This window comes from Lysinibacillus sp. NPDC056959, from assembly GCF_042674095.1.
Classification (GTDB): domain Bacteria; phylum Bacillota; class Bacilli; order Bacillales_A; family Planococcaceae; genus Lysinibacillus; species Lysinibacillus zambalensis.
Genome location: NZ_JBHURE010000003.1, coordinates 212,414 through 236,778, shown reverse-complemented (window position 1 = coordinate 236,778; position 24,365 = coordinate 212,414). Strand labels below are relative to the sequence as shown.

General features: G+C 36.8%; 20 protein-coding genes, 1 riboswitch and 1 other annotated feature. Of the genes, 15 read left to right on the top strand and 5 right to left on the bottom strand.

What is annotated here, in order from left to right; translation table 11 throughout:
• Window positions 1–14 precede the first annotated feature (14 nt).
• From ACFTQ7_RS05385 to ACFTQ7_RS05360, 6 genes are all read left to right on the top strand, one after another.
• The gene (locus ACFTQ7_RS05385; protein ID WP_386827636.1) at window positions 15–1,097 is read left to right on the top strand and encodes a DUF871 domain-containing protein; all 1,083 of its coding nucleotides are present in this window, start codon (window positions 15–17) and stop codon (window positions 1,095–1,097) included.
• A gap of 394 nt (window positions 1,098–1,491) precedes the next feature.
• Entirely contained in the window at window positions 1,492–2,466 is a 975-nt protein-coding gene (locus tag ACFTQ7_RS05380) for an N-acetylglucosamine kinase (RefSeq protein ID WP_386827635.1), read from the top strand.
• Window positions 2,467–3,048: 582 nt separating this feature from the next.
• Complete coding sequence (locus ACFTQ7_RS05375) at window positions 3,049–3,810, top strand: tRNA threonylcarbamoyladenosine dehydratase (protein WP_349660038.1); 762 nt, start codon at window positions 3,049–3,051, stop codon at window positions 3,808–3,810.
• Between the two features lie 340 nt (window positions 3,811–4,150).
• Window positions 4,151–4,537, top strand: a complete 387-nt coding sequence (locus ACFTQ7_RS05370) for a hypothetical protein (protein WP_349660039.1) — start codon at window positions 4,151–4,153, stop codon at window positions 4,535–4,537.
• Window positions 4,538–4,751: 214 nt separating this feature from the next.
• Complete coding sequence (locus ACFTQ7_RS05365) at window positions 4,752–5,270, top strand: hypothetical protein (protein WP_386827634.1); 519 nt, start codon at window positions 4,752–4,754, stop codon at window positions 5,268–5,270.
• 373 nt (window positions 5,271–5,643) lie between these two features.
• The gene (locus ACFTQ7_RS05360; protein ID WP_386827633.1) at window positions 5,644–6,345 is read left to right on the top strand and encodes a hypothetical protein; all 702 of its coding nucleotides are present in this window, start codon (window positions 5,644–5,646) and stop codon (window positions 6,343–6,345) included.
• A gap of 130 nt (window positions 6,346–6,475) precedes the next feature.
• On the opposite strand, the gene ACFTQ7_RS05355 is transcribed toward ACFTQ7_RS05360, so the two are convergent.
• Complete coding sequence (locus tag ACFTQ7_RS05355) at window positions 6,476–7,765, bottom strand: replication-associated recombination protein A (protein ID WP_386827632.1); 1,290 nt, start codon at window positions 7,763–7,765, stop codon at window positions 6,476–6,478.
• Window positions 7,766–8,020: 255 nt separating this feature from the next.
• On the opposite strand from ACFTQ7_RS05355, the gene cymR reads away from it, so the two are divergent.
• From cymR to ACFTQ7_RS05335, 4 genes are all read left to right on the top strand, one after another.
• Complete coding sequence (cymR, locus tag ACFTQ7_RS05350; protein WP_053484768.1) at window positions 8,021–8,440, top strand: cysteine metabolism transcriptional regulator CymR; 420 nt, start codon at window positions 8,021–8,023, stop codon at window positions 8,438–8,440.
• Between the two features lie 82 nt (window positions 8,441–8,522).
• The gene (locus ACFTQ7_RS05345; protein ID WP_349660043.1) at window positions 8,523–9,671 is read left to right on the top strand and encodes a cysteine desulfurase family protein; all 1,149 of its coding nucleotides are present in this window, start codon (window positions 8,523–8,525) and stop codon (window positions 9,669–9,671) included.
• 246 nt (window positions 9,672–9,917) lie between these two features.
• Window positions 9,918–11,042, top strand: a complete 1,125-nt coding sequence (gene mnmA / locus ACFTQ7_RS05340) for a tRNA 2-thiouridine(34) synthase MnmA (protein WP_349660044.1) — start codon at window positions 9,918–9,920, stop codon at window positions 11,040–11,042.
• A gap of 84 nt (window positions 11,043–11,126) precedes the next feature.
• On the top strand, window positions 11,127–11,786 hold the full coding sequence (locus ACFTQ7_RS05335) for a tetratricopeptide repeat protein (RefSeq protein ID WP_349660045.1): 660 nt from the start codon (window positions 11,127–11,129) through the stop codon (window positions 11,784–11,786).
• A 131-nt stretch (window positions 11,787–11,917) separates the two neighbouring features.
• Here ACFTQ7_RS05335 and ACFTQ7_RS05330 read toward each other — a convergent pair whose 3' ends face one another.
• Complete coding sequence (locus ACFTQ7_RS05330) at window positions 11,918–12,199, bottom strand: 3-isopropylmalate dehydrogenase (RefSeq protein WP_349660046.1); 282 nt, start codon at window positions 12,197–12,199, stop codon at window positions 11,918–11,920.
• Window positions 12,200–12,549: 350 nt separating this feature from the next.
• Here ACFTQ7_RS05330 and ACFTQ7_RS05325 point away from each other — a divergent pair, with 350 nt between their 5' ends.
• Window positions 12,550–12,951 carry a helix-turn-helix domain-containing protein gene (locus ACFTQ7_RS05325; protein WP_386827631.1) on the top strand — a complete coding sequence of 134 codons (402 nt, stop codon included), beginning with the start codon at window positions 12,550–12,552 and terminating at the stop codon, window positions 12,949–12,951.
• A gap of 309 nt (window positions 12,952–13,260) precedes the next feature.
• Here ACFTQ7_RS05325 and ACFTQ7_RS05320 read toward each other — a convergent pair whose 3' ends face one another.
• Both ACFTQ7_RS05320 and hisA read right to left on the bottom strand, forming a co-directional pair.
• On the bottom strand, window positions 13,261–14,004 hold the full coding sequence (locus ACFTQ7_RS05320; protein WP_386827630.1) for a GTP pyrophosphokinase: 744 nt from the start codon (window positions 14,002–14,004) through the stop codon (window positions 13,261–13,263).
• A gap of 254 nt (window positions 14,005–14,258) precedes the next feature.
• The gene (gene hisA / locus ACFTQ7_RS05315; RefSeq protein WP_386827629.1) at window positions 14,259–15,026 is read right to left on the bottom strand and encodes a phosphoribosylformimino-5-aminoimidazole carboxamide ribotide isomerase; all 768 of its coding nucleotides are present in this window, start codon (window positions 15,024–15,026) and stop codon (window positions 14,259–14,261) included.
• 263 nt (window positions 15,027–15,289) lie between these two features.
• Between hisA and recD2 the strand changes: the two genes are divergently transcribed.
• On the top strand, window positions 15,290–17,722 hold the full coding sequence (gene recD2, locus ACFTQ7_RS05310; RefSeq protein ID WP_386827628.1) for an SF1B family DNA helicase RecD2: 2,433 nt from the start codon (window positions 15,290–15,292) through the stop codon (window positions 17,720–17,722).
• A gap of 47 nt (window positions 17,723–17,769) precedes the next feature.
• On the opposite strand, the gene ACFTQ7_RS05305 is transcribed toward recD2, so the two are convergent.
• Window positions 17,770–17,958, bottom strand: a complete 189-nt coding sequence (locus tag ACFTQ7_RS05305) for a hypothetical protein (protein ID WP_386827627.1) — start codon at window positions 17,956–17,958, stop codon at window positions 17,770–17,772.
• 343 nt (window positions 17,959–18,301) lie between these two features.
• Here ACFTQ7_RS05305 and hpaB point away from each other — a divergent pair, with 343 nt between their 5' ends.
• From hpaB to alaS, 3 genes are all read left to right on the top strand, one after another.
• Complete coding sequence (gene hpaB / locus ACFTQ7_RS05300; protein WP_386827626.1) at window positions 18,302–19,738, top strand: 4-hydroxyphenylacetate 3-monooxygenase, oxygenase component; 1,437 nt, start codon at window positions 18,302–18,304, stop codon at window positions 19,736–19,738.
• A 104-nt stretch (window positions 19,739–19,842) separates the two neighbouring features.
• Window positions 19,843–20,008, top strand: a riboswitch (M-box (ykoK) riboswitch).
• A gap of 284 nt (window positions 20,009–20,292) precedes the next feature.
• Window positions 20,293–21,258 carry a magnesium transporter CorA family protein gene (locus ACFTQ7_RS05295; RefSeq protein WP_349660052.1) on the top strand — a complete coding sequence of 322 codons (966 nt, stop codon included), beginning with the start codon at window positions 20,293–20,295 and terminating at the stop codon, window positions 21,256–21,258.
• A 70-nt stretch (window positions 21,259–21,328) separates the two neighbouring features.
• Window positions 21,329–21,543 (top strand) — a binding site (T-box leader).
• A 78-nt stretch (window positions 21,544–21,621) separates the two neighbouring features.
• On the top strand, window positions 21,622–24,282 hold the full coding sequence (gene alaS, locus ACFTQ7_RS05290) for an alanine--tRNA ligase (protein WP_386827625.1): 2,661 nt from the start codon (window positions 21,622–21,624) through the stop codon (window positions 24,280–24,282).
• The last annotated feature ends 83 nt before the right edge of the window (window positions 24,283–24,365 follow it).

Here is a 24,365-nt window from a genome sequence, read left to right as displayed (position 1 = left end):
GGAGGTATTTGCAATTGAGAAGATTAGGGGTTTCACTATATCCTCAGCATAGTACACTAGAAGATATGAAGCGGTATGTTCAGCTCGCTCATGATAATGGTTTTGATCGAATATTTACATGTCTTATGTCGTTAAATAACGATCAGGAGCGACAAAAATTACAACAGATAAACAAATTTGCGCAGCAGCTTGGCTTTGAAATTTCAGCTGATATTGCACCAGCTGTTATTGAAGATTTAGGCTTAACGTATAAAGATATTGGGTACTTTAAAGAGCATTATCATTTAGCGGCATTGCGCTTAGATATGGGTTTTTCGGGCCAGGAAGAAGCGTTTATGTCCCTCGATGCAAGCAATTTGAAAATAGAGTTAAATATTAGTAACGGTACTAAATATGTAGAAAATATATTATCCTATCAACCGAATAAAGATAATATTATTGGCTGCCATAATTTTTATCCTAGACGTTTTACAGGTCTATCACGCCAACATTTTTTACAAACGTCTCAACAATTTAAAGGCAATCATATTCGAACAGCAGCAATGATCTCATCTCAGCATGCTATGTTTGGACCTTGGGAAGAAACCGAGCATGGCTTACCAACATTAGAAGAACATCGCTATTTGCCAATTACTGTGCAAGCGAAGGATTTATGGCACACTGGCTTAATAGATGATTGTATTATTGGCAATATGTATGCTTCTGAGGAAGAATTACGTGCATTAGGCCAAATAAATCGTCATAAGCTAGAGCTAAAGGTTGAACAGTCTGTTGAAACGTCAATTTTAGAAGAAGCAATACTTTTTAAGGAGCCGCATTTTAATCGTGGTGATGTTTCGGAGTACGTAATCCGTAGTACGCAATCTCGTGTTAAGTATAAAAATGGTGACTTCCCTGTACACGATAGTCGCCCATTAACATTGGGGGACGTGACAATCGATAATAATTTAGATGTTCGTTATAAGGGCGAGCTCCAAATTGTTTTAAAGGAAATACCGAATGCCGGGTCAACAAATGTTGTGGCAAGAGTTGTAGAAGAAGAACAATTTTTATTAGCACATATTCAGCCATGGGCATCATTTGGCTTTACGAAATGATTACAGGAGAAGGGATTAAGCCATTCGTTAATAGTGCTTAATCCCTTTTTTTATGGTTCATCACCTAAAGTCGTGGATGACATTTGTTATAACATATACTATGCAAATAAGTTGATTGGAGTGGAGAATGGGCAACTCCTAGGGGATGAGTGATAGGGGAACGAAGGCTAAGAGCATCATATCCTGTGATAACGCCTTCGTGACCAACATCGTGTTGGCCCGACGCCCCAGCTCTGTGCGAAAGCGAAGCGGCAACTACAAAGCGCCCAGTCGGAACGGAAATCAACCACACGTTTTGGTGTGATCCTTTTTTATTTTGATTAACAATGTTTTCGATAGTGACAACTAACAATTAAGCCAGGGCGAAATTGATGGAGAAGAAAGGAGTAAAAAAATGTATGTATTAGCGATTGACGGTGGAGGAACGAAAACGTCAGCAGTGATTTGTGATGAACTCGGCAATATTTATGCAAAAGTAGTAACGACTCGAAGTAACCCTACAGCAATGGATGTTCAATATTTTCAGTCAACGATTCATAATATACTGCAAAATTTACAACAACAAAATTCGCAAGTTTTTGCAGCTATCGATAGTTGTTTTGCTGGCATGGCTGGGGTCAAGGAGCTACAGGCAGAAAAAGTTGTAGAAACGATAGTACGCCAATACGTTCCTAAAACAACAAATGTTTTTGTTGATAATGATGCTCTAATTGCACTTTATGCAGGCACACTTGGACATGCAGGCATTGTGCAAATTGCTGGGACAGGCGCTATCACAATGGGCTACGATCATGAGCATCATTTTCATAGAGTAGGGGGCTGGGGTTATCTTTTTGATGATGAGGGCAGTGGCTATGATTTAGGTATTCAAGTGCTGAAGGCTATTTTTCAAAGCTATGATGGCCGAGGAGACTCAACAGCATTGACAGATGTTGTACTACGATATTTTTCTGTGGAAAATGTACCACAATTAATAGAGTGTATATACGGAGAAGAACATCCTCGGACAGTGATTGCACCGTTAAGTAAATATGTTTTTGAAGTGGCAGAAAAAGGAGATCGTGTCGCTACTAAAATCATGGAGGATGCTTGTAAGAACTATTATGTGGCGATAAAAGCATGTTACTCCCATATGGCTTGGAAGGAAGGCGAGGTACCTGTCATATTAGTGGGAGGCGTTTTTAAGAATGAAGCGTATTTTTTACAAGGATTACAGCAATTTGCACAAGCAGACGGGATACCATTGCAATTTATGGTGCCAGTCTTACAACCAATTGGTGGGGCAGTAATTGCGGCTTTCAAGCAAATAAACGTTCAGCTTGGCGCAGATTTTGTGGAATCTTTCTCTAAAAATTATGAACAAGAATGAAAGCGAGAAGATGAAAGGCAATTGAATGACGTTTTGTTCAATTGCCTTAAAATTTAGGCCTCTAGCTTTAAATAGTGTCCTACATATAGATTTTGGTTGACTTAATTCAAACTTTACATACTTAATAAGTATTCTAACTTCCTTCAGCGGATGTCACGGAATCGGAAAGGAGTTCAATATAGGATGTTAGCCTAAAATCATCGCATCCATGCGATAACGGCTAACTGACCTGCAAAGGTAAAAGCGCCACGTCCTGTGGCATTACCGAAATGACCAACATCGTGTCGGCCCTCACGCAGGCCTAAACACAAAGCCGATTCCGGACGCCATTATGCCGAGGCATAATTGATTTAGTAGAAATACTTAATTTTTTTTATTATAATTTTTACTTGATGAATATCGTGATAAAATGTAAGATAAGTTTGATTTTATCTTAGTATATAACTAGGTTTACTAATGAAGTAATCAGTGGAAGGTCTTTATCTACCGCTGATTATTCATTTTCACTAATAGTGCTTTTATGGGCAGTTATATAGTGCTCATTAAAGCGGAATCAAAATTCAACAGACGGAGAGTGTAAGGATGTTACATCAATTTTCACGTAATGAGCTCGCTATAGGAACAGAGGGACTCGAAAAATTAAAAAATACAACAGTAGCCATTCTTGGTGTAGGCGGTGTAGGTTCATTTGCTGCTGAGGCATGTGCACGAAGTGGTATTGGTCGCATTATTTTGGTAGATAAGGATAATGTAGATATTACAAATGTTAATCGTCAATTAGTTGCCTACCTTTCAACGGTCGGAAAATCTAAGTCAGGTGTCATGAAAGAGCGTATTGCTGATATTAATCCAGAATGTGAAGTAATTGATATGCACATGTTTTACACAGAGGAAACATATGAGCAATTTTTCGCACAAGGCATAGATTATGTCATTGATGCAAGTGACACAGTGATGTATAAAATTCATCTTATGAAGGAATGTTTAAAACGAAATATACCGATTATTTCTAGTATGGGTGCGGCCAATAAAATGGATCCTACTCGTTTCCAAATTGCGGATATTTCAAAAACGCATACGGACCCATTGGCTAAAATAATCCGTACGAAATTACGGAAGGACGGTATTCATAAAGGAGTAACGGTTGTTTTCTCGGATGAGAGTCCGATTGTAGTTCGTCCAGATGTAGTGGAGCATGTGGGAAAACCGGATGCAGCTATCCGTAAAGCAAAAATGCCGCCATCTTCCAATGCCTTCGTTCCTTCAGTGGCAGGTTTAATTGCAGCGAGCTGGGTAGTGAATGCAATCGTAAAGGATGTAAAAATTACACGTGTACAAGGCTAATGCACTTTTGATAGTTGGTTGATAAATTTAAAATGATCATCGGTAAAAATAACAATATCTATCGATAAACTTAAATAATTTCTCGATAAAAATAAAAATGGTATCTCCTTAAGCATCGGTGGAAGAACGAAATTCACTATAAGTTATGTTGATGAACCATTTTATGGAAGTAGCTGTCTTGTTGAAGACAGCTACTTTTTATATGTTACAATAGGAACGTTGTAAAAAAAGAGGTCTAAGATATTTGTTAGGTAGTTAATGAGGGAGAGACGGTAGGGCAGCTTCACATTACGACTCCTCCAATATTTGCTGTAGAACCTATAAAAGGAGGCATTTTAAGATGGAGCAAATCTATCAAATGGAATATAGAGGCTTAAATCTATTCGATGAAATTAGCACAGTAGAATTAGCTATTGATGAAGAAGGGCAAACAATACACATTTTTGATGCTGGACAGGTTGTTAGCCCTATTTTTAATTTTGATGTTTCGGCTTACGAGCTATCAGATGGTTTTTACAAAATGGCGGATATACTCCGACATAAACGTATATTGACTAATCAGCAACCGGGTAATGAACTAACACTTAGTGAGTGGTTAATTACAAACACTGCCTATTTTTATATACCACAAAAAAGAATAAAAAAATATGCGCAAGGAAGTATAAAAGAAATAATTGATCGAACGGAAGAGCAATCTTTATTTGATGATTATGTTCAAAGAACATAATTTTACCAGAATAGTTCGCCTAACGTGCTCAAAATGCTATTAATTCACGAAATTGTCTTATTTTTTTCATGTGACCACTTCTCTATTTGGTTTATTGCTATAATTTGAATAAATTCCAATAGATAATAGATCAATTTGTTTGGAATGTACACGACTGCTTAGGAAAGTAGAAATGGCGTTTAGAAAACAAATGAGAACATCGGAGAGTGGTAAAATGGAGATTCAAGTAATTCGTGATCATTTAGATATTGTAAAACTTCAGCAGAAAATGAATGATATTGTATTTGACTATTTGGATACATCTAATAATTATCCAAAGGCTATGAGAGGACTAAATCCTTTATATACACAAGTTACAACATATTATAAAGAGTATTTAGACATTAGGGCAGGAGAATTACCAAGTGCCAATACATATTGGCATTTGTTTATAGATTGTTGTGCAAAGCTTTGCTACTTTTTAGCGGTATCAACTTATTATTCATCTAATGAGTTACAAAAAACACCTGAAAAAGTTGAGCAATTATTAACAATTGCAGCCTATTCTTTACCTAGTATTGACCAGGAAGAGAATGAACAATTATTATCTGCGATTTTCGCACTTTATAGCGAAGTCGTAAAAGATGAAGAGAAAACTGTATCACTGCGAAATGCAGTACTTGAACAAAAAGGTGCAGTCAAACAATGTATGCAACAATTTAAACTATTTGTTGAGCATGAATTTACAGAATAATATAGGAGTGATTTATCATCACTTTTAGATAATAGAATAACAGTTTAGAATCTGCTTACTTTTTGCGGTTAATCCATTAATCCTTATAGCACGCTACTTTGCGAGGGATGATTGGGTTTTCTGATTGTTAAAGTTTTGCAGATTTTTTTGTTGCTGTTAATAGATTATTGAGAGAAGAATGATATACAAGTGTTAAAATTTTGTTGTACGAAAATAAAAAAAGGACTTTTTTCTTAAAAGGTATTTATAAATTTTTGTCGAAATATAGTTAAAAAATTGAAAATCTATGTGTAAGATTTTTCATCATTGTTTTGTTAAAAGAAGTGGCAGCACAATTATGTCGAGGCATAATTGATTGGAAGGGGGCTGTTCAATGTTAATAAACGATATCGATATCGATGTAGCGAAATTAGAAAATCCACTCTTATTAGTAAGTGAGGATGAGGAATTATTATTTCTACGGCTTATACAACAAACACTCGAACATGAGCTTATTCAATGCGAATTAGCTCTCGCGACAAGAAAATCCATCTCATTAGTTAGAGATTTTTGGTTGGCATTGTATAAAGGTGGAGAAAAATTATATATCAACAGTGAACATGCTCTCCTATATCCAATTCGTTTAATCATATTCGAACTTGTGACACAAGCTGAGTACTTTAAACATTTGTCGAAAAAATCTATTGGCGATGAAAGTTTGTCACTTATTTATGCCATTATCCTAGTACAATTTGTCTTACGGTGGATAAAGGAACGGTTTAGTGATAACAAGGAAGTAAATGAGGCATTAAAATTATTATATAGAACTACAGATGAAAATGCGGAGGATCAACTCTCTCCGTCAAGGGAGCAATCAATCGGTCAAGCGATTGCTGTAAAAGCAATTCGCTTTGAAGTACGGGAGAACTCTCAGGAATTTGCTAGTCTACTGTATCAAACTTATAATTTTCTTCATTATTTACATGATGAGCAGAAAGAGACGACTAAATTATCTGCAATTAGAAATATGAAAGATATATTGAACCGATTTTACAATAACCGTTACACAACAAATAAGGAGACTTTTACAGGATGATTGCTTAGACTCTTTCTGTTTTTAGGAATTAAGGGAATAAAAAAAGGCACTTCTAGTTCAGATTGAAGTGCCTACTTTTATGAAAAAACAGTATATTATGATTTTCAGTTAAGCTAATCAAGTAAAGATATTACTTTTCATCCTTATGAAAAGATTTAAGCTTTTCGTAGATTCCTGCCATTCGTTTTTCTTCACCTGCAATAACAGGTTTATAAAATTCTGTGCCTACTAGCTCATCAGGTAAATATTGCTGGTCAACCCAACCACCAAACGTGCCAATAGGGTTGTTGTGGGGATATTGATAGCCTACGTGACCTAAATCTTTTGCTCCCTCATAATGAGCATCGCGTAGATGATGAGGAATATCGCCAGTTTTTCCTTCATGAATGCTGGCAATAGCGGCATCGATGGCTGCAATTGCAGAATTAGATTTGGATGCAAGGCACATTTCAATAACAGCACTTGCAAGCGGGATACGTGCCTCAGGTAGCCCTAAACGCTCTGCCGCTTGTACAGCCGCAAGCATATGTGGTCCTACATCAGGATTGGCAAGGCCTATATCTTCATAAGCCATCACAAGTAAGCGTCGACTAACAGCTACTAAATCACCTATTTCCAATAAATGAGCTAAATAAAACAATGCTGCATTCGTATCACTTCCGCGAACAGATTTTTGCAACGCAGATAGCAAATTATAAAAATGAGATCCCTTTTTATCACCATAAACACCAATTCTCCCGATAAGATGCTTAAGAATATGATCAGCAGCAATTGTTCGACCATCGACTTCATCACTTGCATAATAAAGCGATTCAAGCAAAGTTAATGCCTTCCGAGCGTCACCATTAGCTGCTTCAGCAATTTGTTCAATTTGAGGATCTGTTAAGACAAAATGATGTTTACCTAACCCGCGTTTCTCATCAGAAAGTGCATTTTTTATAAGTTCGATGATATTTTCTATCGTTAAACGTTGTAGTTGGTATATTTCTCCGCAACGTGAGCGGATAGCGGGATTTACATCATGGTATGGGTTTTCCGTCGTAGCTCCAATTAACACGATTGAGCCATTTTCCACATGTGGCAACAAAGCATCCTGCTGTAATTTATTAAAACGATGAATTTCATCTAAAAAAAGAAGGACTTTTCCTGAGATTCTAGCTTCTTGTACAATATCCTCGACATCCTTTTTACCAGCGCGAGTAGCATTAAGCGCGAAAAAGGGAAGGTTCGAGCTTCCTGCTATGGCATTCGCAATTGACGTTTTGCCGATACCTGGTTCACCAAATAGTAGCATGGATGGGACGTGCTCATTTTGAATCATTTTATAAAGAGCAGTATTAGGACCGATAAAATCTTGGTGTCCTACAATTTCATCAAGGGTTAAAGGACGCATACGATAAGCGAGTGGTTCATTATGCATTGAAAATTCCCCCTTTCAACTGTTTTTATTGATTTTCAACTTATTTCAGCGGATGTCATGTAATTATGCCGAGGCATAGTTGATTTGCTGAATGTTTTTTTGCTTAAAATAAAACGATAATAGTATTTTGCCTAACTATACTAAGGCGCAATTAATAGTATATCATAACCTCCTGAGAGTATTTCCGAGTTATACGAGAGGAGATTATGATATACTGTTTGTAGTATTTTGACTAGACTATTTGAGGGTGATAAAATGAAAATTTCTACAAAAGGCCGTTATGGTCTAACGATTATGATTGAATTAGCAAAGCATTATGGAGAAGGACCTATTCCACTGCGAAAAATTGCTGCAGAAAAGGAGCTTTCTGAGGCATATTTAGAGCAATTAGTTTCACCATTACGTAATTCAGGCTTAGTGAAAAGTGTGCGTGGAGCATATGGTGGATATATGCTAGCAAATCCACCAAGTGAAATTTCTGCGGCTAATGTAATTAGTGTGTTAGAGGGTCCTATTCAACCAGTAGAAGGTATTGAAAATGAAGAAGCTCCTCAGCGAGAATTATGGCTTCGTATTCGTGATGCTGTGAAAAATGTATTAGATACAACGACAATTGAAGATTTAGCACAATATACAGAGGAAAATGTAGCGGAAGGCTATATGTTCTACATTTAAAATGTCTAGGCTAAAGCACATCTCCTTGCTCAATGGCATGGAGATGAATCTTTAGCGCTTTTCGTACAAAGGAGTTTTCAACATGAATTCATATATTTATCTCGATCATGCTGCGTCTTCACCAATGAATGACAATGTAATAAACGCTATGACTACAGCAATGCAACAAGTTTATGGGAATGCATCAAGTATTCATGGGATAGGTCGAGAGGCGCGCAAATATTTAGATGATGCACGTGAAATACTTGCCAAATCTATTGGTGCTCAACCTGGGGAAATTATTATAACAAGTGGTGGAACAGAGGCGGATAATACGGCTATTTTTGGCACTGTTTATGCACGGGCTGCTGAAGGAAAGCACATTATTACTACACAAATTGAACATCACGCGGTGTTACATACTTGTGAGAAGCTTGAGCGAGATGGCTTTGATGTGACATATTTACCGGTAGATGAAAATGGACGTGTGTCTGTAGAAGACGTGCGAAATGCATTGCGTGAGGATACAATTTTAGTAACGATTATGTACGGTAATAATGAAGTCGGTACAATTCAACCGATTGCCGAAATTGGTAATTTGCTACGCGAGCATAAGGCTGTTTTCCATACAGATGCTGTTCAAGCATATGGTTTAGAGTCGATTAATGTTGCTGATTTACATGTTGATTTACTAAGTGTTTCCGCACATAAAATTAATGGGCCTAAAGGTATTGGTTTCCTATACCAAAAAGCCGGAATACCATTCACTAGCTATGCATTAGGTGGCGCACATGAGAAAAAACGTCGTGCAGGTACTGAAAATGTGCCCGCAGTGATTGGCTTTGCAACTGCAGTGCAAATTGCAAATGAGTTGCGAGAAGAGAAGCGTGCGCTATATAATCGCTTTAAGCAAATTATGCTGGATGTTTTCACGAAGGAAAATCTAGCATTTCATGTGAATGGCGAGTTAGAAAATACGCTCCCACACGTTTTAAATGTAAGTTTTTCTGGTATGGAAGTAGAGTCATTCCTTGTAAATCTGGATATGGCAGGTATTTGCGTATCTAGCGGTTCTGCATGTACTGCTGGCTCCATTGATCCATCACACGTATTAGTTGCGATGTTTGGTCAAGATACAGAGGAATTACGTAACTCGATTCGTTTTAGCTTCGGCCAAGGTTTAACAGAAGCTGATGCACAACATGCGGCAGAAAAAACAACAGCGATTGTGAAAAGACTCGCGAAAAAATAGTTTGCAGAAAAATTCAGGCGTGTTGATTAGGAAAAAATAGGATTATTATTGAGCGATAAAAGGATTTTTTTATGGCCAATTTAACTGATTGTAACGTAGGGCTACTCGAGTGCTCCTGTCGCTTCGTATTCGTCGCAGAGCAAAGTTTCCCACGGGAAAGCGCATAACCCTTAGCGGAAATAGATGATCCGAATGGTTAATCAATACACTGTTAATGGAATTTAAATAAAAGAAAAGGTGACCATAATGAAAGAAACACGTGACCCCTCACAAATTCGTGTTGTTGTCGGCATGTCGGGTGGGGTAGATTCTTCGGTTGCTGCATATTTACTGAAACAACAAGGATATGAAGTAATCGGGATATTTATGAAAAACTGGGATGATACAGACGAAAATGGCGTTTGTACAGCTACAGAAGACTATGATGATGTTATTAAAGTATGTAATCAAATCGGTATTCCTTACTATGCTGTGAATTTTGAAAAGCAATATTGGGATAAGGTTTTCACTTACTTTTTAGAAGAATATAAAGCAGGACGTACACCAAATCCTGATGTTATGTGTAATAAGGAAATTAAATTTAAAGCGTTTTTAGAGCACGCGATGGATCTTGGAGCTGATTATTTAGCGACAGGTCACTATGCTCGAGTTGATCGAAGTGGTGATGGCGAAGTGAAAATGCTTCGTGGTATTGATAATAATAAAGATCAAACGTATTTCTTAAACCAATTATCACAGGAACAATTGTCGCATGTAATGTTCCCAATTGGACATATTGAGAAAAAGGAAGTCCGTAAAATTGCGGAGGAAGCTGGGTTAGCAACAGCGAAGAAAAAAGATTCAACAGGAATTTGCTTTATTGGAGAGCGTAATTTCAAAGAATTCTTAAGTCAATTTTTACCAGCTCAACCTGGTAAAATGGAGACGATGGATGGTGTCGTAATGGGCCAGCATGATGGATTAATGTACTATACGCTTGGTCAACGTCATGGTCTTGGAATTGGTGGCGACGGTGAACCTTGGTTCGTGTTAGGAAAAGATTTGGAGCGCAATGTGCTGCTAGTTGGACAAGGTTTCAATAATGATTCATTATTTTCTACTTCGCTGACTGCTGTGAAAATGAGCTATACTTCGACAAAAAAATTGCCCGGGAAATTTTCATGCACTGCAAAATTCCGTTATCGTCAAACAGATACACCAGTAGAAGTGGAAATTTTAGAAGATGGACGTACTCATATTACGTTTGCTGAGCCAGTACGTGCGATTACACCTGGACAAGCTGTAGTACTATACGACGGTGAAGAATGTTTAGGTGGCGGTACAATCGACGAAGTCTTTAAAAATAACGAAAAACTAACATATGTAGGTTAATTAGCGAAAAGACTGCTTATACTACTTTTTCTAAAGCGTATAGAATTAAAGCAGTCTTTCGCTACATAGAGGTGAAGAAAAACGATGAATTTTAACGAGCAGGGCATTCAAGCCTTTCAAGAAAAGCGCTACGAGGATGCTGCACAACTTTTTACACAAGCAATTGAAGCAGAGCCAGGAAACCCAATTGGTTATGTGAATTTTGGAAATCTCTTAGCGGTCTTAGAGGATACTGAACGTGCAGAACGCTTCTTTCAAAAAGCAATCACTGTTGATGAAACGGCAGCAACTGCTTATTATGGTTTAGCAAATTTATATTATAACGCTGAACGATATGCGGAGGCAGTAAAGCTTTATGAACAAGCGCTAAAGCATAAAATTGAAGGCGCAGATGTGTATTATATGATGGGCAAATGCTTTGAGCGAATGGAAAATCCGAAGCTTGCACTGCCATATTTACAACGAGCTTCAGAGCTTGCGCCGGAAGACACACAAATTCGTCTAGCATATGCAATCGTGCTATGTGCGCTAGAAATGTTCGTAGAAGGTAAAAAAGAATTAGATTATTTGATCGAACAGGATTGGAATAACGCAGATGCACATTACAATTTGGGTGTACTATATGCGGTATCTACTGAGCAAACAGAAGATGCTATGTACCACCTAAAACAAGCCTTTACGTTACAGCCAGAATACGACCAAGCACGTTATCTTTATGATATGATTGCACAGCGCTTTAATTAAAATATTAAAAGTTCTAAAAACACGAAAAGGATGCCGAAAATATATTGGCATCCTTTTGTGTTGCTGAACAATAAGATAATGCTGTTATTCAACTAACGCCCCTGAACGTATAAGTACATTTCTTCGCAAATTTACCCTATTACTTTCTTTACTACTGTTATTAAAATTGCAATAAACAATACAATCACGCCATTAATCATCAGAATGTACCCTATTTGCAAACCATAAAACATTGCAAAGGGATCATTAATAATAGCTATTGCTAATAAACTTCCTGCTCCACCAAATGCTATAGCTAAACCTAATATAGTTAAGGCGGCAGAATATACACTTTTCTTCTTTATAAACACAACGAATCCTATAATGTTAGCAATAATTGTAAGCATAAATATAAGTATTGTGAAGAAATCCATTATTTCGCTCCTTTAATAAACTTTGTTAATTCTTGTTTAAATTATATAATAATTACAATTTTTTTGTAAGAAGCTTATGTGCGAAAGCGAAGCGGCAGCAACAACGTGTTTTGTCTGTGCGAAAGCGAAGCGGCAGCAACAACGTGTTTTGTCTGTGCGAAAGCGAAGCGGCAGCAACATACGACGGAGTGACCTGACATCACTTTGGCCCAAAACCTCTGGCGGACGAAATTTTGCCGTGGCATAATTGATTTGCAACGGAGCGTTGCCAACTTGATACTATTGGTTTCTTTGCAATCGAAATAAATTTGGTATGGTGATGGTATCAAATATAAAAAGGAGTGATAAAGATGAAAATTAGCAGATCGATTTTAGATTATCGTAAACATAATAATGTAAGCCAAGAACAATTGGCAAATAAAATTGGTGTTACTAGACAAGCAATTTCAAAATGGGAACAAGAGAAAGGTGCTCCGGATATTGAAAATTTAATTTTATTAAGCGATGAAATGAATATTAGTTTAGATAATTTGATTAAAGGTGACATCAATATAAAAAAGCAAATCGTGAATAATGAAAAATCAGTAAAGTTTCATTTTCTAGTAATTTTATTTTTAGTTGCTATTGTAATTTATATAGCGTATTTTGCACTTGTACATGAAATTTTTATGATTGGATTCTTAATAGCAACACTCTTTATGCTAGGTATTGAACTGTATACTTATACGAAAAATTTTCGAATTAAAAAATAATGATGTTATTTATTTTTCTTTTCAAATGAGTGCAGCAAACTAGCGGTACGAGTTTCACCTTGCAACAAGTAAAAACGTTTTTTCACCAACGTTAAAACAACCTGCTTGATTTATTTGTTAACTGCATTTTCAGAGTTAGCATTCAACAACTTTTATCTCTGTGCATTCGCATGTTTCTTCTGACGTGAAATGTTAATTCAAAACGAGTGACGAGTAGATTGAAGCCAAGCACGAGGAAAGCGTCAATGCGGAGTGGTCATGTAGATAAATTGAAAGGATGCCAAAATTATTTCAGCATCCTTGTTGATTTTAGTCTTTATTGACCTTTGGAGGATAATAAAATGGTAGTTGATAAATATATTGTGCTAAATGTGCAATTGGGGCAGCATCTAACAATGAAGGTTCTGCTTCGTTCGCTTTTAAAATATTAATTTCTTTATTCAGTCTTTCCATCTTTCGATCCAGCTCAGCTACTTGAATAGCAGCTTCCTTCAATTCAAAACGGATATGTTCAGGTACTTCCTTGCTGTATTTGTAATAGATTTTATGTTCAAGGCTAGCCCAGAAGTCCATTGCAATGGTACGAATTTGAATTTCGGCATATACCTTCTCCATACGATCAGACATAAAAATAGGGATTTTTATTATAAGATGCAAGCTTTGATAACCATTTCCCTTTGGCGATGCAATATAATCTTTTACCTCTACAACTTCAATATCATTTTGTGCCTGTATCATCGCACTCACTTTATAAATATCTTCTACAAAGGAGCATGTAATTCTGATACCTGCAATATCACGAATGTTATCACGAATCGTTTCAATAGATGGCTCAAGGTTATTTTTCTTCATTTTCAATAATATACTTTTGGGTGATTTTACTCGAGTTGTTAAATGCTCGATCGGATTATATTCATGAATTAGCTGAAATTCTTCTTGTAAAATATTTATTTTCGTTTCTATTTCCTGCAAAGCGAATTTATAGACTAAAAAGAAGCGTGTTAATTCTGTTTGTAAAGTTTTTAGAGTAGTTGCTTCAAGTTCATTTCTCATGGTTCATAAAATCCTTTCTTTTAATAATATGTGCATAATGAAGTAGCAATATTATTTAACATTTTCAATACTAGCTTAACAAAAATAACTACTAAATAGAAATAAGTGCTCTGAATCTATGTATAGTATTCCTATTTCATAAATTTATATTGTAAAATCAAAAAAAGGGGATGTTTAGTCCCCTTAGTTAAACGATAATTTCAATATTTAAAGATTTCGAAAACTTAAGTAACATTTGTTCATCATCAAGCTGATCACAATACCCCGTTTTTTTTGCAATAATCCACCACGTCTGGATATGGTAAATTTCCACCAAAAATTGAAAGAGCGCTACCAATTGTAACGTGAAGTTTACCATTTGAAATATTTTCAAACCTCTTTAAGTCATCTAAAGATCGAACACCACCAGCATATGTTGTAGGAATCGTTGACCAGGTAGCTAAATCATGCACTAAACTTTCCTGCATACCGCCTTTTTTTCCTTCCACATCAACTGCGTGAATAAGTAGTTCATCACAGAAATTTTCGATAAATGCAATAGACTCAGCATTTACTTCAAAATCACTAAACTTTGTCCATTTATCAGTAACAACAAACCATTTTCCATCGCGCATACGGCAGCTTAAGTCGATGACAAGATGTTTTTTACCAATATTTTGTGCTAATTGTTTGAGTCGATCTAAATGGAGCTTACCATCATTGAATATAAATGATGTGACAATAACGTGAGTAGCACCTGCATCGATAAACTTTTTTGCATTTTCTGTCGTGATGCCGCCGCCAACCTGCAATCCTTGAGGATATGCTGCTAATGCTGCTAATGCGGCCTCTTCGTTTCCATCACCTAGCATGATGACGTGACCACCTGTTAATTGATCCTTGGCAAACATTTTTGCATAATAACTAGAGTCATGATTTGAAATAAAGTTCTCGACAACTTCTTGATCTTTATGACCTAGTGTGCTGCCAACAATTTGTTTTACTTTGCCATCGTGTAAATCGATGCAAGGTCTAAATTCCATTAGCTTCACAATCCTTCCGTACAATAAGTTCACCTATATCATAGCATGGATAGGTTGATAATAACTGTGAATTGTCAGTTATCGAAATATTCTTTCAGTAAAACTTTCGGATGCACTGTTACTGTACGAAAGCGAAGCGACAGCAATTATTATATCGAGGCATACGTGATTAAAATTTAGAGAATTCTCTTTTTAAACGATTTTTCAAGTTACGGTGTGGTAAAATATAATGATTGAAATGAACGGGAAAGGACGAACCGAAAATGGCAGATAATCTTGATTTATTTGAACTAAATAAATTTTTTATACTCGGACGTCCAATCGTCTCTATCTTCCATAATGCACAAAATATGTACTCAATAGTTCGTGTGAAAATTCAAGAGACTAACTTACAGTATGAAGATAAAGAAATAATTGTTGTTGGATATTTTCCACCTTTACAGATGGATGAACAATATCGTTTTACAGGATTATTGAAACAACATCCAAAATATGGTGTTCAATTTCAAATTGAGACGTTTACAAAGGAAGTGCCAGCAACTGAGCAAGGAATTATTCATTACTTATCGAGTGATTTGTTTGTTGGAATCGGAAGAAAAACTGCTGAAACAATCGTAGAAAAACTAGGCGCAAATGCGTTACGTCTTATTTTAGAGGATCCAAATGCGCTTGATGCTGTACCTCGTTTATCTGCTGAAAAAAAAGAGGTTATCCATCGGACGATTGAACAAAATCTAGGCTTAGAACGAGTGATGATTCAACTTAATGAATGGGGTTTCGGACCACAGCTCGGCATGAAAATTTACCAAACGTATCGCACAGAGGCAATCGAATTATTAACAGAAAATCCATATCGCTTAATTGAAGATGTAGAAGGTGTAGGTTTCTTTCGTGCCGATGAACTAGGTTCTAAATTAGGAATTACTGGCAATCATCCAGACCGTATTAAGGCGGCGATTCTACATACTCTCAATACTGCAGCATTATCGGATGGGCATGTGTATTTAGATGCAGAAAATGTTTTACCACTTGTAAAAGATATGCTTGAGCAGAGCCAACGAGAGGAAATTCCCTTTGAGACTATTTCTAAAGCTTGCATCGAATTGCGTGAGGAAAGTAAAATCTGTGGGGAAGAAACGAGACTCTATTTGCCATCCCTATATTTCTCGGAAGTAGGTATTGCATCAAAAATAGTAGCCTTAATCGAACGTAACAAGAAGGCTGAACATTTTAGTAAGGATGAAATACGCAAAGCGATTGGTGAAACAGAAGAGCTGCTCAATGTTACATATGCTGAAACACAAGCGAATGCTATTCAACAAGCGCTAAACTCAGCCGTTATGATTTTAACTGGTGGACCAGGTACAGGTAAAACAACAGTTGTTCGGGGAGTAGTAGAAGTGTATGCAAAGCTTCACGGACTATCATTAAACCCGAAGGAATATGCACAAAAAGAAGAGCCTTTTCCGATTATTTTATGTGCTCCAACAGGACGTGCAGCCAAGCGTTTATCGGAATCGACAGAGCTTCCCGCAATGACGATTCATCGATTGCTAGGCTTTACTGGTCAGGAAAAAGAGGAAGAAACTGAGCGTGAGGTTACAGGGAAACTCATTATTGTTGACGAAATGTCGATGGTCGATACTTGGCTCGCGCATCAATTATTAAAATCCTTGCATGAGGATGTACAAGTTGTATTTGTCGGCGATCAAGATCAGCTTCCGCCAGTAGGACCAGGACAGGTGTTAAAGGATTTGTTGGCTTCCGAGCAAATACCTACTGTCGAATTAACAGATGTTTATCGACAGGCCGAGGGCTCAACTATTATTGAACTTGCTCACCAAATTAAACGAGGAAATATTACAAATGACCTAACGTTAAAAACGTCTGATCGTTCATTTATTAAAGCCGCATCAGATCAAGTAGCAAGCGTTGTCACTCAAGTTGTGAAAAGTGCAGTTGCGAAAGGTCAAGAAATCCGAAATATCCAAGTGCTTGCACCAATGTACAAAGGTCCAGCAGGAATAGATAATTTAAATAAAATGATTCAGGAGCTCATTAATCCAAACGATACGGGTACTAGAAAAGAGCTCGTCTTTGGGGATGTCACATATCGAATAAAGGATAAAGTCTTACAGCTTGTCAATCAACCTGAAAGTAATGTTTTTAATGGTGATATGGGTGAAGTAATTAGTATTATCAAGGCCAAGGAAACAATTGAGAAACAAGATTTACTTGTTGTATCATTCGACGGTATTGAAGTAACGTATCAACGTAGTGATCTCAATCAATTGACACTTGCCTACTGTTGTTCTATTCATAAATCCCAAGGATCTGAGTTCCAAACAGTTATTATGCCGGTTGTACGAGGGTATTCTAAAATGCTGCGTCGTAATTTGCTATATACAGGTATTACGCGTGCGAAAAATTTCTTAATTTTATGTGGTGAGCCTGATGTGCTAGTGGATGGCTTACAGCGTACAGATGATTTACAGCGCTTTACGTCTCTACGTGCAAGGCTCAATCCAATGGATGTTGCAGAGGAAATTGTAGAAGTAGAAATGAATCCAGTAAACGAAGATTTACAAAATGAAAAACAAGCCATTGATTTCAAGCTAACTGTAGAAACAGAATCATATATCCATCCATTGATTGGCATGGATGGTATCTCACCATATGATTTCTTAGATGAGTAAAATACAAAACCCGATCAATTCTGAATTGATCGGGTTTTGTTGTACGATTAGTGAATACCAACTAAGTGATGTTTTACTACTTCATATGCTTGGCACACATTTTTAAATTGATCTTTTTCTTTGGCAATCAAATCTGAAGCTATAGAAAATAAAAGATTCTCTTCATTATGATCCTCCATTTTGTTCATTAAAACAGCTTCCATTTGAGCTACGTACGAGAGGATTTGTTTATTCATATATATTCTCCTTTTATTTAAAAGATGTTTTCGTTTTGGTTTCGAAGCTATCTTACACCTGCATAAATAAAAAATCTAGCAATTCTGTACTAGTCAAAGGAGACTTTTTCGTGAATGTGTCGCAAAAATGAACTTGTTTAAAAAGTGCTGATTGAAACCGTTTTTCTCTAAAGTAACTGAAAAATCATGCAATAAAGGCGGATTTTCAACTGTATTTATATATTGGTACAGTTTGTGGAATTCGAGGTCTGATATAATACAGTTTACTGAGACGGAACCTAAATTAGGAAGTTTCATATACTAAATTAGTATAAAATCATTTGTGACGTTTAGGGGTGACTGCATGCCAGTAATTACAGGACAGCAATATATTGACCGTATTGACGCTTTGCAAACCTACATTTCGATTGATGGGAAGGTTGTCACAGGGAAAGTGTCGGAGCATCCAGCATTTAAGGGGGTTATGAAGAGTCAGGCAAGGCTTTTTGATTTACAAAATGAAGATGCATTGTTCGAGGAGATGACATATGTTTCGCCATCGAGTAATAACCGTGTAGGTATGTCTTTTCTTCAGGTGATGGCAGTCGAAGATCTCGTGAAAAGACGCAATGCTGCACGACAATGGGCATTATCCAATAATGGCCTTATGGGTAGAAGTCCGGATTATATGAATACGACATTAATGGCTTTAGCATCCGCTGCGGAGTATTTAAAAGATAAGCCAAATTGTTTCCCTCAGCATTTATTAAAATTTTATGAGTATGCCCGTGAAAACGATTTAACTATGACACATACATTCATCGAGCCACAAGTAAATCGCCGAAAATTTTATTATGAAGATGAAGATGTTATTATAGCTGCTAAAATTGTAGATAAAACGAGTGAAGGGTTAGTAATTAAAGGTGCGAGACTGCTAGCGACACAAGGAGGAATTACAGACGAACTCCTTGTTATATCAACAAATGGCTATGATGAAGGTAAAGGCTTTGCTTTCTCAATACCAAGTAATACAAAAGGATTAAAGTTTTTATGTAGGCAATCATTTGTCGGAGGGGAATCGGCTTTTGATTATCCATTGAGTAGTCGTTATGAGGAAATGGATGCAATCGTTGTATTTGATAATGTTGTAGTACCGTGGGAACGTGTCTTTTATTATGAGAATGTGGAAGTTGCCAATAACTTTTTGAACGTAAGTGGTTTTCAAACATATGGTTTACATCAAGTTCTTACACGTCAAATTGCCAAAACAGAATTTGTCTTAGGTGTTGTACAGTCAATTGTAAATACGATAAATATCGGCGAATACCAACATGTGCAGCAAAAGGTTGTTGATATTATCGTGGCATTAGAAACGATGAAGGCTTTACTGTTAAAGTCTGAAATAGAAGCAAAAAGAGATGCTTTTGGTTTTCTAAGACCTGACCATGCGACAGTACAAGTAGCTATTCAGATTTTTCCTAAAGTGTATCCGACCTTTACAGAAATTATCCAGTTACTTGGCGCAAGCGGATTAATGTCCATTCCAAGTGAAAAAGCATTTGCGTCGGATGACAGCGACCTTGAGCATTATTTGCAGTCTTTTCAAGATGGTGGAGAGGAGCGCGTTAAAAAATTCCGCTTAGCGTGGGATTTAACGATGAGTAACTTTGGTACACGACAAACACTGTATGAGCGCTTTTTCTTTGGAGACCCTGTCCGTTTAGCTAGCGCGCTTTATAATTCTTACAATAGGGAAGAATTAGTTAGTCGTGTAGATAATTTTTTTGAAAATAACAATTAGTTTTCTAGAAGTCAGACGTAGCAATACTATTTATTTTTCTTATTTGTTTGACAATTACTTTACTTTACACTATGATTTACAGGAACTATAAAATAACTAAATAGCAATCCCTTCGTTAGGTGAGGCTCCTATGCTGGAGATACGCTACTGCCCAAAAATGTCGAGAGACGCCAATGGGTCAACAGAAATCATCGAAATAAGGTGTTTTTTAACGTAGCTGGTGTAATCCCTATGCCGCATAGTGCTAAAACTCAACGTTTGAAGGAAGAAAGCAGAGTAGTTTTTTAACGATACTGTTCTTTGTTATGTGTATTCAACACGCCTTCATTCGTAGAAGGCGTGTTTTTGTTATTTAAGGAAGGTGATGAGAAATGGATAGTAGCCCTGAACCGAATACGAAAATGTTAAGTAGTAGTAAACAAGTAAGGATTGTCGATTTCTTATCGCCAAAACAAATGGGTATTGATGAGAAATGCTTCTAAAACAAGCTAAATTACAATCAATAACGTCACCTGTTTGTTTCCCTTAAATAATAAAACATGAGGTGAAGAACAATGATTAAAATTAATTATTTTAAAAAAGGAAATAACACAGTACAGCATAATTTTGATATTAAAAAATTTAACCATAACCTTCATACAGAGGATTTGTTATGGGTTGATTTGTATGCATACAACTACAATGAATTGAATGATATAGCCGAAATATTTGGTTTCCACCCATTAGCAGTTGAGGATTGTCTTCATGAAGGCTCACGTCCTAAGATGGATAATTACGGAGAATATAAATTTTTCGTTTTTCATGCACCAATTTATAATGAAAAAAGCAGCAATGAAATAACAACAGTAGAATTAAATATTTTTATGGGTCCTAACTATGTTGTAACGGTTCATAAACAGAAACTTAAATGGCTAGGTCACATAGAGAATGTTTGCTTAAACAGTACAAAGTATTTAGATAAGGGTTCCGATTTTCTATTGCATACGATTATCGATGGAATTACGGATGAATATTTCCCGGTTTTAGAAAGAATTAGAGCACGGATAGATGAGCTTGAAGAAGAAATATATGAATATGAACCAAAAGAAGTTACAGAAGAATTCCTGGCATTAAAACGAACTATTATTTTAATTCGACAAGCAATTATGCCGCAAAAAAGAATTTTTTCAAATAGTAATGGTCAGTGGAAATTTGAAATTCGTGAGGGAAATATACCTTTCTATAAAGATTTAAATGACCATCTAGAACGAATTGTAGAATCAACAGAAACATATAGAGATTTGGTAAATAGTACGCTAGATACGTATTTTTCTATTATAAGTGGTAAATCGATTGAAAAGCTCAATTTATTAACTGTCATCTCGACTATTATGTTGCCTTTATCAGTAATTACAAGCTTTTTTGGAATGAATGTTCCGTTGCCATATCAAGATTCCCCAATAGCAACAATAACAATTAGTGTGTTCCTAGTCATTTTTACTTGGGGAATGTGGGCTTATTTTAAAAAAATGATTGCTTAGTTATGATTAGCAATTATAGTGCCAATTGACAGAAGAACATATTTTTTTTATAATTCTTGTTAGAAAATTGTAAAAAACGATGATGGAATAAGTACGTATTTGTGCGTGTAAAAGAAAGGGATTTCTTGGCTGAAAAAATCCTCACTATAACGAATACCGAAAGCTACTCCAGAGTGCAGTTAATCCCTGCCGTTCACTTACGTTACAAGTGCTAAAGAGGTAAGTATACTTTTACTTACAACTAGGGTGGTACCGCGAGACAAATTACAAGTCCTCGTCCCTTTTTTGGGATGAGGGCTTTTTTATGTTTATTTGCGGATTCATCTCGTAATTTTACAAAACATATAGGGAGGAACTTTTCAAATGAAAGCAGTAGAAATTCGTCGCATGTATCTAGAATTCTTTAAAGAAAAAGGCCATCATCATGAGCCATCAGCACCACTTGTGCCGATCAATGACCCATCATTACTTTGGATTAACTCAGGTGTTGCAACACTTAAACCATATTTCGATGGTCGTATCATTCCTGAAAATCCACGTATTACAAATGCCCAAAAATCAATTCGTACAAACGATATTGAAAACGTAGGTAAAACAGCTCGTCACCATACGTTTTTTGAAATGTTAGGTAACTTCTCAATTGGTGATTACTTTAAAAAAGAAGCTATTCATTATGCTTGGGAGTTCTTAACGGATAAAAAATGGATGGGCTTTGATCCAGAACTTTTATCGATTACGATCCATCCTGAAGACCAAGAAGCGTATGACGTTTGGCATAACGAAATTGGTATTCCGGAAGAGCGTTTAATCCGTCTAGAAGGGAACTTCTGGGATATCGGTGAAGGTCCTTCAGGTCCCAACTCAGAAATTTTTTATGACCGTGGGGAAGAATATGGTTCAGATGAAACTGATTCAGAAATGTATCCAGGTGGTGAAAATGAACGCTATCTAGAAATTTGGAACTTGGTGTTCTCTCAATTCAACCATAATCCTGATGGCACATATACACCACTTCCGAAGCAAAATATTGATACTGGTATGGGTCTAGAGCGTATCGTATCGGTAGTTCAAAATGTTCCAACGAACTTTGATACTGATTTATTCATGCCTATTATTGAAAAAATCGAGCAGTTAGCAAATCGCAAATACAAACGTCCAGGTGAAGTAGCACTAAGTGAAATCTTCGGTTCAGAAGAAGATATCAATACACCATTTAAAGTAATCGCTGACCATATTCGTACAGTGGCGTTTGCTATTGGGGATGGTGCTCTTCCTTCAAATGAAGGTCGTGGATATGTATTACGTCGTTTACTACGTCGTGCTGTGCGCTATGCAAAACAAATTGGCATTGAGAAGCCATTTATGTTTGAATTAGTACCAACTGTTGGTGAAATTATGAATGATTTCTACCCAGAAGTAACGGAAAAATGCGAGTTTATCCAACGTGTTATTAAAAATGAAGAACTTCGCTTCCATGAAACATTAGACGGTGGTCTTGCTATCTTTAACGAAGTGGTAGAAGCTCAAAAAGCAGCAGGCCATGACTATATTCCAGGTGCAGATGCATTCCGTTTATATGATACTTACGGTTTCCCAATTGAATTAACAGAAGAGTATGCGGAAGAAGTAGGCATGAAGGTAGATCATGAAGGCTTTGAGGTAGCAATGGAAGCACAACGTGAACGCGCACGTGCAGCTCGTCAAGATGTGGATTCTATGCAAGTACAAAACGAAGTGCTAGCAAACTTGACGGTTGAAAGTGAATTTGTAGGCTATGATACATTAACGACAGAAACAGAAGTGGCAGCGATCATTGTGAACGGCCAAGTATCAAAAGTAGCATCTGAAGGGCAAGAAGCATTAGTTATTTTAGCTAAAACACCGTTCTATGCTGAAATGGGTGGTCAAATTGCAGATAGCGGTGTGATTGCTAATGATAGCTTTACTGCCATTGTAAAAGATGTACAAAAAGCTCCAAATGGTCAGCCGCTTCATACTGTACTTGTAGAATCAGGAGAAATGCATGTTGAAGATGCTGTAAAAGCAGTAGTTAACCGTAATGAACGTAATTTAATTATTAAAAACCATACAGCGACACATATTATGCAACGTGCATTAAAAGATGTACTAGGCGACCATGTTAGCCAAGCTGGGTCATATGTAGGACCAGACCGTTTACGCTTTGACTTCTCTCACTTTGGACAAGTGACAAAAGAGGAATTACAACAAATTGAACGTATTGTAAATGAAAAAGTGTGGGATGATATAGAAGTCGTTATTGAAGAAAAAGGCATCGATGAAGCGAAAGCTATGGGAGCAATGGCACTATTCGGTGAGAAATATGGCGATATCGTTCGCGTTGTATCAATTGGGGATTACTCTATTGAACTTTGCGGTGGCTTACACGTAAAACGCTCTTCTGAAATTGGCTTCTTCAAAATTGTTTCAGAAGGTGGTATCGGTGCAGGTACTCGTCGAATCGAGGCTGTGACAGGTAAAGTTGCTTATGAAGCCGTAAAAGAGGAAGAAGCTTTATTAAACGAAGCGGCAGCATTATTAAAAGCAAATCCAAAAGATCTTGTGACAAAAGTACAAGCGTTGCAAGCTGATTACAAAGATTTACAACGCGAAAATGAAGCATTATCACAAAAAATTGCCAACGCACAAGCAGGAGCTATTGTGGACGCGGCGCAAACTTTTGGGGATGTAACTGTTCTTTCCACTAAAGTTGAAGCGAAGGACAACAATCAACTGCGTCAAATGATGGATGACTTGAAAGCTAAAATGCCTAAGGCTGTTATCGTTCTTGGTGCTGTCGATGGCGAAAAAGTTATGCTATGTGCTGGAGTAACAAAAGATTTAGTTGGTGGCAATTACCATGCCGGAAATATCGTAAAAATGGTAGCAGAAGCATGTGGTGGTAAAGGTGGCGGTCGTCCAGATATGGCGATGGCAGGTGCAAAAGAAGCATCAAAACTTGATGAAGCACTACTTTCTGTGTATGATTATGTTAAATCCATTTAACTTCTTTCAGTGGATGTCCAAACATCCACTGAAATAGAGGAACTCAGGCTAAGAACTTCACATCCTATGAAAACGCCTGAGTG